The 14,525-nt window shown below is 39.0% G+C and carries 14 protein-coding genes; 3 read left to right on the top strand and 11 right to left on the bottom strand.

Annotation, left to right across the window (positions count from 1 at the left end; translation table 11 throughout):
• Window positions 1–37 precede the first annotated feature (37 nt).
• The 11 genes from gshA to PN471_RS11875 all read right to left on the bottom strand — a co-directional run bounded on the left by gshA (window position 38) and on the right by PN471_RS11875 (window position 9,600).
• The gene (gene gshA, locus PN471_RS11925; RefSeq protein ID WP_271777025.1) at window positions 38–1,177 is read right to left on the bottom strand and encodes a glutamate--cysteine ligase; all 1,140 of its coding nucleotides are present in this window, start codon (window positions 1,175–1,177) and stop codon (window positions 38–40) included.
• A gap of 255 nt (window positions 1,178–1,432) precedes the next feature.
• Window positions 1,433–2,353: an NAD(+) kinase gene (locus PN471_RS11920; protein ID WP_271777024.1), complete on the bottom strand. Its 921-nt coding sequence runs from the start codon at window positions 2,351–2,353 to the stop codon at window positions 1,433–1,435.
• Between the two features lie 6 nt (window positions 2,354–2,359).
• Window positions 2,360–2,665: an NADH-quinone oxidoreductase subunit NuoK gene (gene nuoK, locus PN471_RS11915; RefSeq protein WP_015080280.1), complete on the bottom strand. Its 306-nt coding sequence runs from the start codon at window positions 2,663–2,665 to the stop codon at window positions 2,360–2,362.
• A 109-nt stretch (window positions 2,666–2,774) separates the two neighbouring features.
• The gene (locus PN471_RS11910; protein ID WP_271777023.1) at window positions 2,775–3,392 is read right to left on the bottom strand and encodes an NADH-quinone oxidoreductase subunit J; all 618 of its coding nucleotides are present in this window, start codon (window positions 3,390–3,392) and stop codon (window positions 2,775–2,777) included.
• 102 nt (window positions 3,393–3,494) lie between these two features.
• Window positions 3,495–4,079 carry an NAD(P)H-quinone oxidoreductase subunit I gene (gene ndhI, locus PN471_RS11905; protein ID WP_168643843.1) on the bottom strand — a complete coding sequence of 195 codons (585 nt, stop codon included), beginning with the start codon at window positions 4,077–4,079 and terminating at the stop codon, window positions 3,495–3,497.
• 124 nt (window positions 4,080–4,203) lie between these two features.
• Complete coding sequence (gene nuoH / locus PN471_RS11900) at window positions 4,204–5,322, bottom strand: NADH-quinone oxidoreductase subunit NuoH (RefSeq protein ID WP_168643844.1); 1,119 nt, start codon at window positions 5,320–5,322, stop codon at window positions 4,204–4,206.
• 694 nt (window positions 5,323–6,016) lie between these two features.
• Window positions 6,017–7,153 (bottom strand): citrate synthase, encoded by a 1,137-nt coding sequence (locus PN471_RS11895; RefSeq protein ID WP_271777022.1) that lies wholly within the window; start codon window positions 7,151–7,153, stop codon window positions 6,017–6,019.
• Between the two features lie 87 nt (window positions 7,154–7,240).
• Window positions 7,241–7,735, bottom strand: a complete 495-nt coding sequence (sixA, locus tag PN471_RS11890) for a phosphohistidine phosphatase SixA (protein ID WP_271777021.1) — start codon at window positions 7,733–7,735, stop codon at window positions 7,241–7,243.
• A 90-nt stretch (window positions 7,736–7,825) separates the two neighbouring features.
• Window positions 7,826–8,083, bottom strand: a complete 258-nt coding sequence (locus PN471_RS11885) for a Shedu anti-phage system protein SduA domain-containing protein (RefSeq protein ID WP_271777029.1) — start codon at window positions 8,081–8,083, stop codon at window positions 7,826–7,828.
• Window positions 8,084–8,116: 33 nt separating this feature from the next.
• On the bottom strand, window positions 8,117–9,358 hold the full coding sequence (locus PN471_RS11880) for a hypothetical protein (RefSeq protein ID WP_271777020.1): 1,242 nt from the start codon (window positions 9,356–9,358) through the stop codon (window positions 8,117–8,119).
• Window positions 9,355–9,600 (bottom strand): RusA family crossover junction endodeoxyribonuclease, encoded by a 246-nt coding sequence (locus PN471_RS11875; protein ID WP_271777028.1) that lies wholly within the window; start codon window positions 9,598–9,600, stop codon window positions 9,355–9,357. The genes PN471_RS11880 and PN471_RS11875 overlap by 4 nt, the downstream gene beginning before the upstream one ends.
• 168 nt (window positions 9,601–9,768) lie before the next feature.
• Here PN471_RS11875 and PN471_RS11870 point away from each other — a divergent pair, with 168 nt between their 5' ends.
• From PN471_RS11870 to PN471_RS11860, 3 genes are all read left to right on the top strand, one after another.
• Entirely contained in the window at window positions 9,769–10,788 is a 1,020-nt protein-coding gene (locus tag PN471_RS11870) for an ABC transporter ATP-binding protein (protein ID WP_271777019.1), read from the top strand.
• 389 nt (window positions 10,789–11,177) lie between these two features.
• On the top strand, window positions 11,178–11,675 hold the full coding sequence (locus tag PN471_RS11865; RefSeq protein ID WP_193893007.1) for a chemotaxis protein CheW: 498 nt from the start codon (window positions 11,178–11,180) through the stop codon (window positions 11,673–11,675).
• A gap of 59 nt (window positions 11,676–11,734) precedes the next feature.
• Complete coding sequence (locus PN471_RS11860; protein WP_271777018.1) at window positions 11,735–14,368, top strand: methyl-accepting chemotaxis protein; 2,634 nt, start codon at window positions 11,735–11,737, stop codon at window positions 14,366–14,368.
• Window positions 14,369–14,525: the final 157 nt, after the last annotated feature.

The raw sequence follows: 14,525 nt of genomic DNA, 5'->3' as shown, positions 1-14,525 counted from the left end.
GCCTATTGCCCCTTGCCTATTGCCCCTTGCCTATTGCCTATTGCCTCACAGATGAACATAGTTTGCTTTCTAGTTCGGCTTCCCGTTCTTGGGTGGCAATAATAGCTTGAGCAATTACACGCTGAATATCAACGCCTATTTTATGCAGTTGTAGCCATTGTTGAGCTTCGTTGCCTTCGCGCAGGATTTTTTGTAAAGGGGATAAGAAACAACTAAAGCCCTGTTGTTTGGCGATACTCCAAACTTCTTGATAGATTTGTGCTATCCAATCTCTAGCCAGGATACTGCTACCATCTTGCCATCGCTGTAATCTTGCATCCAGACTGTTAGTGGCGGCAGCCATTTCGTTGCTTCTGGTTAAGGTAATCAGTTCTTCGGGAGAAAATGGGCTTTGAGTTAAAGGATCAATACTGGGGTTGTCAATAATTTGGATTAACCGCGCTTCTAGCAGTGCTGTCATCGCTAACAAGGCAATAGGATCTGTCACTAAGTCACAAATTCGCAATTCTAAGCGATTGAGATCATAAGGTCGGCGATCGCCATTTGGACGCACTGATACCCACAAATGCCGGACATTTTGCATTGTCCCAGACGCTAACTGTTCATTTACCCATTGAATATGATCCGCATGACTAGCAAATAAGGGGACATGATTGGGAGTTTGGGGAAATAATCCCCAGCGAGTGGAATGATAACCAGTGGTTTTACTATCCAGGAAAGGAGAAGAGGCACTCATAGCTAAAAATAGAGGTGCTTCCATTCTGATGACCCGACAGGCACGCATTAATACCTCTGGGTCACTGACACCAACATTGATATGGACGCTGGCTGTAACTACCTTTGTGCCATAGGTTTGTTCAATGTAATCATGATAGGGATTCGTGGGGTCAGAACGGAAAAAGCGTTGGCTTCCTTGCAAAGATAATGTGCTACCCGGTATCAAAGTATAATTATCTAAACCTTGGAGATAATTCCGCAATGTCTTTCTAGGACGCAATAAAGCACACAGCAAACTATCATAATTAGTATGTGGCTGAGTTATGTACTCTACATTCCGGCTATCCGGTTCACGCATAAATCCATCTAAATCGGACATAATTTTGTCCGATAGTCCCACAATGTCACCTTGAGGTGTACCAGTGTACATCTCAATCTCAAAGCCTTTTAATAAGACCATATTATTCTCCAAAACTTCTTCTAATGTTCATAAATTGTATCTAATTAGACGATCTTTTGCATTTTTTGTGTAGATAGGGTTTGCTGAAAAATTACTTGAGATTTATAGATTGCCCAACAAAAACAGTCCCATTATTCTGAATAATGCCAGTAAGAGTAGAGATAAAAAACCCCCAAATAAATTGCAATTGGGGGCGAGAATTGATTGAGAATTACGAGCGTGACGGGGTGAAAGTTTAGAAAATAAACATAAACATCAATTGCGGTGATTATTGTTGTAACGAACTCTCGTTCCCGCCCAAAGTAACTTCTCCCGCAATGTTTGATAATATGAATTATTTGCCCGTAAGACAATAAACTTAGCGCGACAATCAGCCATTCGCACATCAACACGATGTCCTGGCCAAATGGAAGTAGATAAAACACCATCCATCCAGAGTTTGGTGCTTAAATCATAATCGCCCAAAGGCCAAATACTAACCACCGAACCAGGGGGTAAAACCAGAGGACGACTAGAAAGACTCATGGGACAAATGGGAGTGATGGTAATTGCTTCCATCCCATCGTGAATAATTGGTCCGCTGGCAGAAACAGTATAACCAGTAGAACCTGTGGGAGTAGAGATAATTAACCCATCTCCCACATATTGATCTACTATTTCACCATCAATTTCCATTTCTAGAATTGAGGTAATCATTCTGTCAGCAGAAGCGGGTTTGACACAAAACTCATTTAAACCTAAGTAACTTTCAGTTACAGGTTCTAAATTTGATCCAGTCCCCTCATATACCGCTGCTTGTAACATCATCCGCCGTTGGATAGCATAACGATCTTCCAATAGCCTGTCCCAAACTATTTCTGGATCTTGAAACTCATCTACTGACTCGGTTAAAAACCCCAAATGACCGCCTACATTGACTCCGAGAATGGGAATCCCGGCTGCTGCTAAATGCCTAGCGCCAGTTAAAACAGTACCATCACCACCGAGTACCAACGCTAAATCAATTGGTTGGTTAGCAGAGGCCAAAAAAACCGGGTAGGGGTTATCTTTTGGACCACTAGGTCCCATCAATACTTGGCACTGGCGATTTTCTAGTTGTTTAGCACAGAGTTCGGCCCAGCGTTTACTCTGGGGATCTCGGGCTTTATAAGCAATGATTACCTGCTTGAGTTGCACTAACTATTACCACTTCAGAAGATTAAACTGCTCCATATCAACGGTATCGCGGTTGCGATAAATAGTCAGAACGATCGCTAAACCTACTGCTGCTTCTGCTGCTGCGACGGTAATCACGAAAACGGTAAAAACCTGACCTTTAATTAAGGTTGAATCAAGAAAGTTGGAAAATGCCATTAAATTTAGATTAACGGCATTTAGCAATAACTCAATTGACATGAGTACCCGCACTGCGTTCCGACTGGTAATTAAGCCATAAATCCCAATGCAAAACAAAGCTGCGGCTAGTAATAAAAAGTATTGGAGTTGCATGATTGTCGGTTGTCAAGGAATAGGCAAAAGGCAAGAGGCAAGAGGCAAAAGGCAAGAGGTAAGAGGCAAAAGACAGAAGTTTTTTAACCTTGATATCTCTTTCCAGTTGCTATTCGGCATTTGTAGTGGTGCTACCAGCGGAGATGAGTTCTTTGGGGCGTTCTGGTAGGGTTAAAATTGTTTGTTGTAGATCAGTGGTTGGTACTTGGTCAGGGAGATATTCCCGACGCGCCAAAATAATTGCGCCTACCATCGCTATTAGCAAGAGGACGGAAGCTAATTCAAAGGGTAGCAAAAAGTCGCTGAAGAAATGTTCGCCAATGACAACGATGGAATTTTGACTAACTACGGGATTGGTTGTATAAGCCCAAGGTGTAGCTAATACCATTGTACTTAAAAGCGCAAATAGTCCAAAACTGACTAAAGCTGTAAATACTTTTCGTAATCCCGCACTAGGCAATGGTGAAAAATCCTGTCTTTTGTTTACCAACATAATGGCAAACAGAATTAAAACGTTAATTGCACCAACATAAATTAGGATTTGTGCTGATGCGACAAAATCACCATTTAGCAATAGGTACATTCCCGCCATGCTGATGAATACACCTCCCAGCAAAAAGGCGGAATAAACAATGTTAGAGAATAGCACTACACCGAGTGCTGTCCCAATCATCATTACACCAAGAATGCCAAGTGATACAGACTGTACTCCTTCTGCTAGATTCACTGTTTTCTATCCTTATTGATGTTTAATAAATACTGCGTAGTAATTGGTGATTGGTAATTGGTAATTGGAAAAAATTTTTGATTCCCCATTACCCATTACCTATTACCCATTACCACTTTCTACTAAGTCCTCTGGACGAGAACCTGCACGGGGGGCATCGGCGGGGACTCCGTGAGGGTCCATTACGCCTTTAGGGAGGTAAACAAGTTCGCGGAGTGGTGTCACCATTGGATCGTTTGTAACTTTATAGGGTAAACGTCCCAGGGCTACGCTATCGTAGTTAAGTTCATGGCGATCGTAAGTGGCTAGTTCATATTCTTCTGTCATGGATAAACAGTTGGTGGGACAGTATTCCACACAATTACCGCAGAAGATACAAACTCCAAAATCAATACTGTAGTGTTTGAGCTTTTTCTTTTTCGTGCCTTTGTCCATTTCCCAGTCAACGACAGGAAGATTAATGGGACAAACGCGCACACAGACTTCACAAGCAATACACTTGTCAAATTCATAGTGAATGCGACCGCGAAATCTTTCACCAGGAATTAATTTTTCGTAGGGATATTGGACGGTAACAGGTCGCCGTCTCATGTGGTCAAAAGTTACAGATAATCCTTGACCAATGTAACGACCTGCTTGGACTGCTTCTTTGGCGTAATCACCAACTTGTTTGAGGAACTTTAACATTGTTTATGACTCTACTTTTGTCAGGTGATTGGTAATTGGTAATTGGTAATTGGTAATTGGTAATTGGTAGAATACTGATCCATTAGCCATTACCTATTAGCCATTACCCATTACCCCTTAGCCATTACCCACCGAAGGCGACGGGAAAGGCTAGTTTGAAGGCGGCGGTTAAGAGGAGATTTACCAAGCCTATTGGTAAGAGAAATTTCCATCCTAAGTCTAGCAATTGGTCAATCCGTACTCGTGGTACTGTCCAACGAATGAGGATGGCAAGAAATACTAGTAAGTAGGCTTTAATCACGGTCATGGTAATGCCTATCACCGCCGTGACTACCTGAATGGCTGGGTCACTTTCGCTGACTCCTAACCAACCAGTGATCATCTCCAGGGGGATAGGACAATGCCAACCACCAAGGTATAAAATTGCTACTAATAGGGCAGACAGTACCAGGTTGATGTAGGAACTGAGGTAAAAGAGGGCGAATTTCATGCCTGAATATTCGGTCTGATACCCTGCGACTAGTTCTTCTTCGGCTTCTGGTAAGTCAAAGGGTAGGCGCTCGCATTCTGCTAGGGCGGCTATCCAAAAGATTACGAAACCTAATGGTTGTCGCCAAATGTTCCAGCCGAGAATACCAAAGTTAGATTGCTGATTGACGATGTCAACGGTGCTAAGACTATTGGACATCATGGCGATCGCTAGTACACTCAGTGCCAAAGGGATTTCATAACTGATGGACTGCGCTGCTGCCCGCAACCCTCCCAACAATGCGTATTTATTATTAGAGGCATAACCTGCCATTAATAACCCAATGGGCTGAATACTGGATAAGGCAATCCATAAAAACACACCCATGCCGACGTTAGCAATAATGATATTCTGTCCAAATGGCACAATTAAATAGGACAGAAATACTGGCAAAACGACAATAATTGGTCCGATGGTAAATAGCCAAGGATCGGCTTTGACGGGGATGATATCTTCCTTGAATACCAGTTTCAGACCATCTGCCACAGGCACTAATAATCCGAATGGTCCTTGGTATTCAGGCCCAATCCGTTGCTGTGCCGCCGCGGAAATTTTCCGTTCTAGCCATGTGGCAACTAGAACACCTACTGTAGCCCCAATGAGCATCAACACCATTGGTAATGGCATCCATAGGGCTTTGGCTGCGCCTGGAGGTACGCCTAAGTCCTTGACAGATTGAATAAAAGTTCCTTGAAGGTCAATTCCTGGATTCATGTTTGCTGCTCTTTAAGTCAACGTTCTGATGAACTATGAAGGATGAAATTACTTCCATCTTCAATCTTTTGTCCTTCAGCTTTAGTAATAATCTCTGCTGAGATGATGCTGGATTGCAGTTCCATACCTTGGCCAAGTCATGAGTTTAGTATATCCTTGGATGGTTTTCTCCATGAGACTCCACAAGACAACTTCTACTTATGGTTGGGATTGGGAATTGATGATTGGTGAGTGGGGAAAATGGGCAAAAGTTTCGCCATTAAGTCATCAAACAAGACAGACTAGTACCGCAAGGCGGAAGTCAAAAGTCAAAAGTCAAAAGTCAAAACTAATACTGAGCAAGCTTTTTGGCGATTGATAATGGTTGATTTATTTACGCCGTGTTGTACTAGCCGCTTCCAGGTTAGCAACGGTTGTCTATTGTATCCAAATTGTCTGATTTTCTGCCCTTGGTTGCTGTTGTAAATCTGTTAATTGGAGGGAGTTGTGATTTTGGACTACAAGCCTTGATGGTAGATATGACAGTTATCAATCTGTCCATCGGAGGACTTGAATTGAACATCCAAAATCTAGAGTTGAGTTGTTTGTTGTATCAGAAGGCAAGAGGCAAGAGGCAAGAGGCAACAGTAAAAACCTTGTCATTGCTGACTTAGAGATTTTCAGAATATTCTAACCACCTTGTCCACTGCCATAGTTAACGGTTGTCAATGGGAGTGTAAGCGACTTCATGACGACCGTTGTAAACTTGGGTAGGACGGAAAATCCGGTTTTCTACCAGTTGCTCTTTCCAGTGTGCTAACCAACCAGCCACACGAGCGATCGCAAATACTGGTGTAAACAAGTCCGTAGGAATTCCCATCTTCCTATACACTAAACCGGAATAAAAGTCAACATTAGGATAAATCCCTTTGCCACCTAGTTTTTCCGAAACTACCCGTTCCATTTCTACGGCAATTTCATAGTATTCGTCGTAGCCAAATTTCTCAAACAACTGCTCTGCCAAGCCTTGTAAGATTGTCGCACGGGGATCTTTGACTTTGTAGACACGATGCCCAAAGCCCATAATTTTAGCTTTGCGTTTGAGAAGATCATCCACATAAGGGACAACATTCTCTACAGAACCGATCGCTTCCAACATCTGAATTACTTCTTCATTCGCTCCACCGTGCAATGGACCACCTAATGTACCCACTGCACTAGCAACGACAGCATAGGGATCAGTTAATGTAGAAGCTGTGACTCTTGCACTAAAGGTAGAAGCATTCATTGTATGCTCAACATGAAGAATTAAGCAGATATCAAAGATTTTGGCTGCTAAAGGATCAGGTTCTTTCTCGTTGAGCATATACAGGAAGTTAGCCGCATAGCCTAAATCATCTCTAGGCTTAACTGGGTCATTACCTTCTCGCATTAACTGGAATGCTGCTACCATTGTGGGAATCGTCGCTATTAAACGCACAGCCGCAGTCCGAATATAGACCGGATTATGTAAATCCCGACGAGAATAGAATAAACCTAAAGCAGCAGCCGAGGCTTGAAGTGCATCCATCGGATGACCACTTTCAGGGAAACATTTCATCATGTCCCGAATGCGGTATTTGATGCGTCTGTGGAAGAGAACTTCATGCTCAAATGCTTTTAGTTCTTCCTCGTTTGGTAATTCACCCCAAATCAACAGATATGCAGTTTCTAGGAATGTACTTTTTTCGGCTAATTCCTCAATCCTGATACCACGATATTCTAGAATTCCTTTCTGCCCGTCTACATAACTAATACTCGACTGGGCTGCGGGAATGCCTTCTAAACCAGGCTTGTATTCGCATACCGTCATGGCAACACCATTTACTTTGTAAAATATCTGCTCACGCTAACTTACCAGAGACTATTTTCACCACAATAATTGCAGATGCAACAACTATTACAGCAGGTACTTGGGTGATGTCAACCAAAACATTTGACTACGACCCCAAGCTAGACCATCATCTGGTAGTTTTATTCCCATCATACCTGCTTTTTTGAGGATGAGGCTCTCTTTTGCTTCTCCCCACAGGAGAATTTCTGCCCAATGGCTTAAACTAGGCTCATGACCGACTAATCCTAGTTTGGTTTTCTGGGGATATTTTCTGGGTTGAAGCCATTCTTGCCACCAATTTTGAATATTACCATCCAAGCTCAAATGATCTGATGTTTCTAATTGGGAACTCAGTCCAGCCGCAATGAGTATTTCTGCTGTTTGATAAGCGCGAATTAGGGGACTGGTGAGAATGAGATCAAAGTGTAATTCTAGCTGTGCTAATCTTTGGGCGACTTTCTCGGTTTTTTGTCTTCCTTCTGGGGTGAGTTGTCGTTCTTCGTCTTTTAGTTGCGGTTGATGTTCTTCGGCGATACCATGACGAATTAAGTATAGTTCCATGTTTTTAGTTGGGTGTTTTTATATGATTTTTTATTTCACGCAGAGACGCAGAGGCGCAAAGAAGAGCGCAAGAGTAGAAATTTAGTAATTTTATAAAATCTTTGGATACCGTGAAAGTCTATTTCTTGTATCTCTAGCTAATTGATCAAATGTTTTACAAATTACTTTGCGTGAGTCTACTACAACTCTATTTAAATGCCATTTCAATCTAGCTTTTTCAAGCTCACTAAGGAACTCATCTCTACCTATAACAATAATACCCTGATATTCTATATTCTCAGTTCCAAAAATAGAACGAAATTGAGTAGTATTCTTATAATCATCAATTCTCCAAAACCAATCAATAATTTGACTAAATCCATGTTAAAATCTAGAGACCTCTCATACTTTAGCCTTTTCTAATAATCCATATAACATTTCAATCCGTTTGTAATTAACTATATCAATAATAGTTACTTTTTTAGGTTGAACTTCAAAAATAATTCGATATATTCCTACCTTGGCAATAAAATCATTATCTGAGCTTGCATTCAGTTTAGAAACTTCAACTTCTGAACAATCAGGAAATTTTTCTAGACAACTAATAGCATAACTAATCTTTTCTTTCTCTTGAGTTTGTAAAGCATCAAGTGCTATTTGTGCGTTATCATCCAAAACTATTTCATTTTTGTTTGGCTGTTGATTTTTAGAGTCAGTAGAAAGATCGCAATACTCATCAGATAAGTGTTGAACTTCATTGAAAAAATTAGTTCCTCCTTCTACTTTTTCCAATGTGTGCTTAATCTTTGCAAATATTTCATCTTTTTTTTCTGTTGGTTCGTCGTTTAACGCAGAAACTAATATTTCTTGAAATTTCTGATTTCTTTGTGCTGTGGTTTCCTTAATATTTTCGGTCATACTAACCATAATTTGCCTGAAAACCTGTAGAACTGCTATTTTTCGGTTCTCAGATATATTAGAAATCCATTCTCCCAATAACTTAACAATCAACATTATAAAGGTATGTAAAATCTCCGAATCTAGCTTCTGAATATAACCGTGAGCCAGACGATTACGCTTTTCTAAGTAAGCTTGAATACTATCAAATTCAGAAATTGATAACTCTCCGAAAGAGTACATTGATCTTAGCAATTTTATGAATGGTAAACGTTCAATAGGAATTGATATATCCAATGATCTTTTTCTTAATGCTCCTTCAAAAATACTCCAGAGAAAAAGAAAAGCAGGTTCAATATTATTATTTTCAATAAGCTTGGTAACTTGACTAAAATGGTCAATTATTTCTTCCCAGGAAGGTAGTTCTTCCGATGTTCCTGGTAATGATTCTGCTTGTATATCTTCAAGTGTCACTAATAAAAAACGCCAGCCCGGATGTCTACTAATTTCTTCCGCTACAGATTGTAAACGCTCAACTGAAACTGGACTAATGCTGGTTTTTACTTCAATTATTAAACCAGATTCATTTTCGTTCTTCGTAGCCAGAATATCGGGTTGATAATTATCCAAATCAAAGGGTAATTGATCTGCTTTCGGGTTTTGTATAACAGTAAATCCTTGATCACGATACTTCTTGATCAAAGATTCAACTTTATCATCATGTAAACTCTTAGTATTGTCTATCATAAGTATTTTTCCAATGTTTGAGATTCACTTACTTTGACATAAACACACTCTTCGCCAATGATGACACCTTCCTGTAATAATAAAGGTAAATTTGTTATATCAATTGGCTCAGATAAAAACCGACGATGACTCTCTACATCTGATATTAGTCCATCATCTTCATAAACTAACTCATTGAGTGCATCCTGAATGGGTTTAATAATGTTATCGGTGTCAGGTGGACTATCATCACAAAGATAAATTAGCGTTAATAACGATAGAGATGAGCTTATCCCTATAGTTGATTATTTGGCTAAATCTGTGCTGAAAATTATCTGAAAATGAAATATTCAACTCATCATGGCGATCGCCTAACTTGTACAATGAAAAATAGATTATTGCGAATTGTATAGTTAAGGATTATAGCTGTCATGACTGCCGCTGTTTTGATCGAAAATCTGAAAAAAAGCTACGGTAATGTAGTTGCAGTCCAGGATGTTTCCTTTCAAGTCCAACCTGGAGAAATTTTTGGGTTACTTGGACCTAACGGGGCTGGCAAAACGACCACTCTCCGGGCTTTATGTACCCTAACAACGCCTGATACTGGGAAAATTGAAGTTTCTGGTATTTCCGTCTTAAAGCACCCCAAATTGGCTAGGCAAAAGCTGGGTTATGTAGCCCAAGAAGTAGCTTTGGATAAGGTGCTAACTGGACGGGAGTTACTCCAATTACAAGCGGCGCTGTATCACCTTCCTGGTGCGGTGATTAAACAGCGAATTAATACTATTTTGGATTTGCTGGGGTTACAAGAATACGCAGATAAAAAAACTGGAACTTATTCCGGTGGTTTACGCAAACGGCTAGATTTAGCGGCTGGTTTACTTCATGCCCCTGATGTGTTGGTATTAGATGAACCAACGGTAGGACTGGATATTGAAAGCCGGGTTGTAGTCTGGAATTTCTTGCGGCAATTACGGGCTGGGGGAACTACTGTGGTAATTACCAGTCATTATTTAGAAGAAGTTGATGCTTTAGCTGACAGGGTGGCAATTATTGATAGAGGTTTAGTTATTGCTAATGGTACACCTTCTCAGTTAAAAGATCAGGTGGGGGGCGATCGCATCACTTTAAGAATCCGTGAATTTTCACCTCTAGAAGAAGCCGAAACCGCCAAAAACCTGTTAGCAGCCTTACCTTTTGTCCAAGAAATCATCATCAATAGCGCCCAGGGTAACTCCCTAAATTTAGTAGTTACACCGCAAAATGACGTTTTAATCACGATTCAACAGGCGTTAAATCATGCCAATTTACCAATTTTTGGCATTGCTCAATCTCGTCCTAGTTTAGATGATGTTTACCTAGCAGCCACCGGAAAAACCTTAATGGATGCGGAATTAGCCGCTGTAGCTAATCGTGATCCTAAAGCGGAGAAAAAGCAAAATATGAGATAGAGAAAATAGAGAATATAACCAGGGCTGTTTCATTCTAAACATAATCCGCCCGGAACTGATAGCGTCGCGTAAGCCATAGTTCGGTTCTGGAAGAGACAATCCTACCCTATACTTGGCACAGGTAAGGTAATATGGGAGAAAGTTAGAGGGTGTTTGAAAAGTCTGATTTATTACTTGCAAGGGCGACTAGAAGTAGCGGAACCACACAGACGAAACCCACCTTCGTGGCTTCAAAGACCTTGATTTTTCCTTAGTCCACGCAGGTGGACTTTGTTTGTGTAGTAGCGATTTCTAATCGCCGGAAACCTTTCAAACATCCTCTTATGGATTATGGAAACTTATGGTTATCCCATAAAAGGAAAATAAACTAATTTTAATAATATTTATTTATGAAAAAGTTGCAAATTGACTTTAACCATCAAGCCATACATAATAGTCGAGAAGATGGCTATCTCAAATTTCAACTTAATCAACAAACTGGTGCTGTTTTATCTATTGCTCATACGCAGGAAGCAATTATTGTACCTGTGACATCGGTTACGGCTATTCCGAATATGCCTGCTTGTATATTAGGATTGATGAATTGGCGTAGTCATATAATTTGGGTGGTTGATTTACCGAGGATGTTTAATCTAGAATGTCTTGACCACCGATTGCGTCAGTATAATATTATTGTTATTCAAATAGAATCAATGATTTTAGGTTTAGTTGTTCAAGAAATTAAAGGTACAACCAAGTTTATCGCTGATGATATCCGTTCCCCTGTGGGACAAGTAGCATCTAGTTTAGTACCTTACTTATGTGGTTGTGTGGTACAACAAGAAGAAATTTTATTGGTATTAAATGCAGTACATATTTTAAGTTCAGATGTTTTTTGTATTAACTAATAATTAATACTCAGAAAAAATGGTAACTTTTTATTTTATAGATATGGTGCGAGGAATATATGTTGAATAAGACTGATATCAAACAAAGTAGCAATTCTCAAAATCAAGCATCTTTAATTTCTCCAACTAAAGTTATTGATAATAGAGGAAAAAGTTCCAGTCATCAGAGGTCTTGGTATGAGAGATTAGAATATTTGCGACAATTTAAGTTAAGTACCAAATCTATAATTTTGTCTATCACTATTGGTACTTTACCAGTTGTGGGAACTGGGGCGATCGCTTATATGTTTGGTAGTCAGTTAATTACAAAGCAAATTATTACATCCCAAGAAAATACAGCAATTAATTTAAGTGATAAAGTTAATAACTTTATTGGACAACGCTATGGAGATATTGAGATCCTATCTAATATATCTTTTTCAAGTCCGATACAAGATATAGAAAAAGCAATAGTAGAAAAATCTAGGCAAATATCCAAAGTTGATCCCAGCACAATTAGCACAATTAATATAGAAACACAAGTCTCCTTAGATAGCTTGATCAAAAATAGTAATGTTTATGATAGTGTAGCCATATTTGATCTGAATGGACAAGTGATGATGCAATCATCAGGAGAGTCTTTAAGTCCAGAAAAACAACTTATCTATTTTCAAGATGTAGTTAAACAAAATACTCCTATTATTAGTCAACCAGAAATAGTTGAAAATATCGGTACAGTGATTTATATAGCTGCACCAATTAAGGATGCAGTGGAGGGTAATACTATTGGTATAGTCAGAACCCGTATACCTCTGAAGGCTTTAAAAAAAGTAATACAAGGTTATATAGATAAGAATAATCAATATTATTTTTTAGATGCAGCAGGAAAAATTTTAATTAGTTCCTATCAAGATATATTTGGTGAAAAACTCGTAAATATATATCCGAGTTTAACTAATGTCTTGAATACCAAAAATATTGATACATTTACAGCCATTGCCAAAAATAATCAAAACCAGCAACTTATTACTTATATACCATTTTCCAAGATATCAGGTTTACCAGAGAGCAAGTGGCAATTAATCATAGAAAAAGATACAGCGATCGCCTTTAAGCAACAAAGAGAATTTTTAACCTTAACTGCTAGTACAACATCATTAATTGCATTATTAATGACGTTGCTTGTAGCTTGGTTAAGTCAGCGGATTAATGCTAAAATTGCGAATACGTCTATAGGAAAAGCTCAGGAAATTCAAGAGCAAATACATCTAAGCGTAGTCAACAAACAAGAAGATCAAGAAAGAGAAATTGAATGGCTAAAATTACTGCTAGAGGTGACTAGAAAAATTCGGCTAAATCTTCAGTCCGAAGCTATTTATCAAACAGCAATTTCTGAAGTTATTCATGTTCTCAAAACAGATAGAGTCATCGTTTATAAACTCCATCGGAAAACGCAATCTGTCAAAGTAATTGCTGAATCGGTACTTGATGATTGTCAAAAAATGCTCGGTGTCTATAACAATGATTCTCACTGGCGAGAACTTGGGAAAAGTAATCAATTTGAGGCCATATCAAACATTAAACAAGAGGTAAATTTAACCAGTAGTTATATTGAGTGGTTAAAGAAATTTTCTGTACAAAGTAGTTTAACAGCACCGATTTTAAGTCATGGAGAAATTCAAGGATTCTTGATTGCTCATCATTGTCATCATCCTCATGTTTGGCAAGTTGGAGAAATTAATTTCTTAACCCAAATTGCTACACAAATTGGCTATGCTTTAGAACAATCTCATCTGCTAGTAGAGATCAGAAAATTGAAATCTCATAGTCAAACAAATATTCATCAAGACTCCCTAGAAATCCAGAATTTCCAGGATAGTATTCAGCCAATTGTCAATCAAATTCAACAAGCTATTAGTGAAGTAAATGTTTATTTAGAAAAATTCACCACAGAGGCAATTATAGAACCTGAAAAAATGCACCAAAGCTTAGAAACTATTGAAAATATGACCATTGCTATTCAATCTATCGCTCATATAGCACAGCAAGCTGTCACCATTGTTAATGATGCTAACCATACAGCCACTAAAACTGGAGCAGATATGGATTTAACACTGGAAAATATTTTCTGTGTCCAAGAAACAGTTGATGAAGTTACTAAAAAAGTAAGACGTTTAGGGGACTCTTCTCAACAAATTTCCCGTGTGGTTTCTATAATCAATCAAATTTCCATGCAAACTAATTTATTAGCAATTAATGCGGGAATTGAAGCTGCAAGAGCCGGAGAGGAAGGTCAAGGTTTTGCCGTGGTAGCTGAAGAAGTTGGCGAATTAGCCGCCAGAAGTGCCGCCGCTACTCAAGAAATTGAGGAAATAATTGTCAAAATCCAACGAGAAACAGGTGAAGTATTAAAAACAATGACAACGGGAACTAATCAAGTTACCCAAAGCAGGAATATTATTGAAAAGGCCAAAGATAATTTACGACAAATTGTTGATGTATCCCAGCAAGTAGATACCTTAGTCCAGTTAATTTTAAGTTCTACTCAATCTCAAGTTCAAACATCACAAATTGTGAGTCAAACTATTAAAGATATTACTCTGGCATCAGCACATAATACTCATAATTCGCGTCAAGTTTCCCAATCTTTACAAACAGCAGTAGATATTTCTCAAGAGTTAAAAGATACTATTGAGACTTTCCCTTTTAATTAATATTCTCATTTGTTCTGAACTAAGTAAGTGAACACAATAAAACCAAACTGTGTAAAGAAACGTAAAATCGCTGAAAACTTCTTGACTCTTGCCTTGCCATAACGACAATTTTCAACGCCAACCTACTTAATAAATAATGACTAAGGACTAATCACTA

Source organism: Aphanizomenon sp. CS-733/32 (assembly GCF_028330045.1).
Classification (GTDB): Bacteria; Cyanobacteriota; Cyanobacteriia; order Cyanobacteriales; family Nostocaceae; genus Dolichospermum; species Dolichospermum gracile.
Note: the sequence above shows the minus strand (reverse complement) of the source record. Positions and strands in the feature narration are given on the sequence as shown.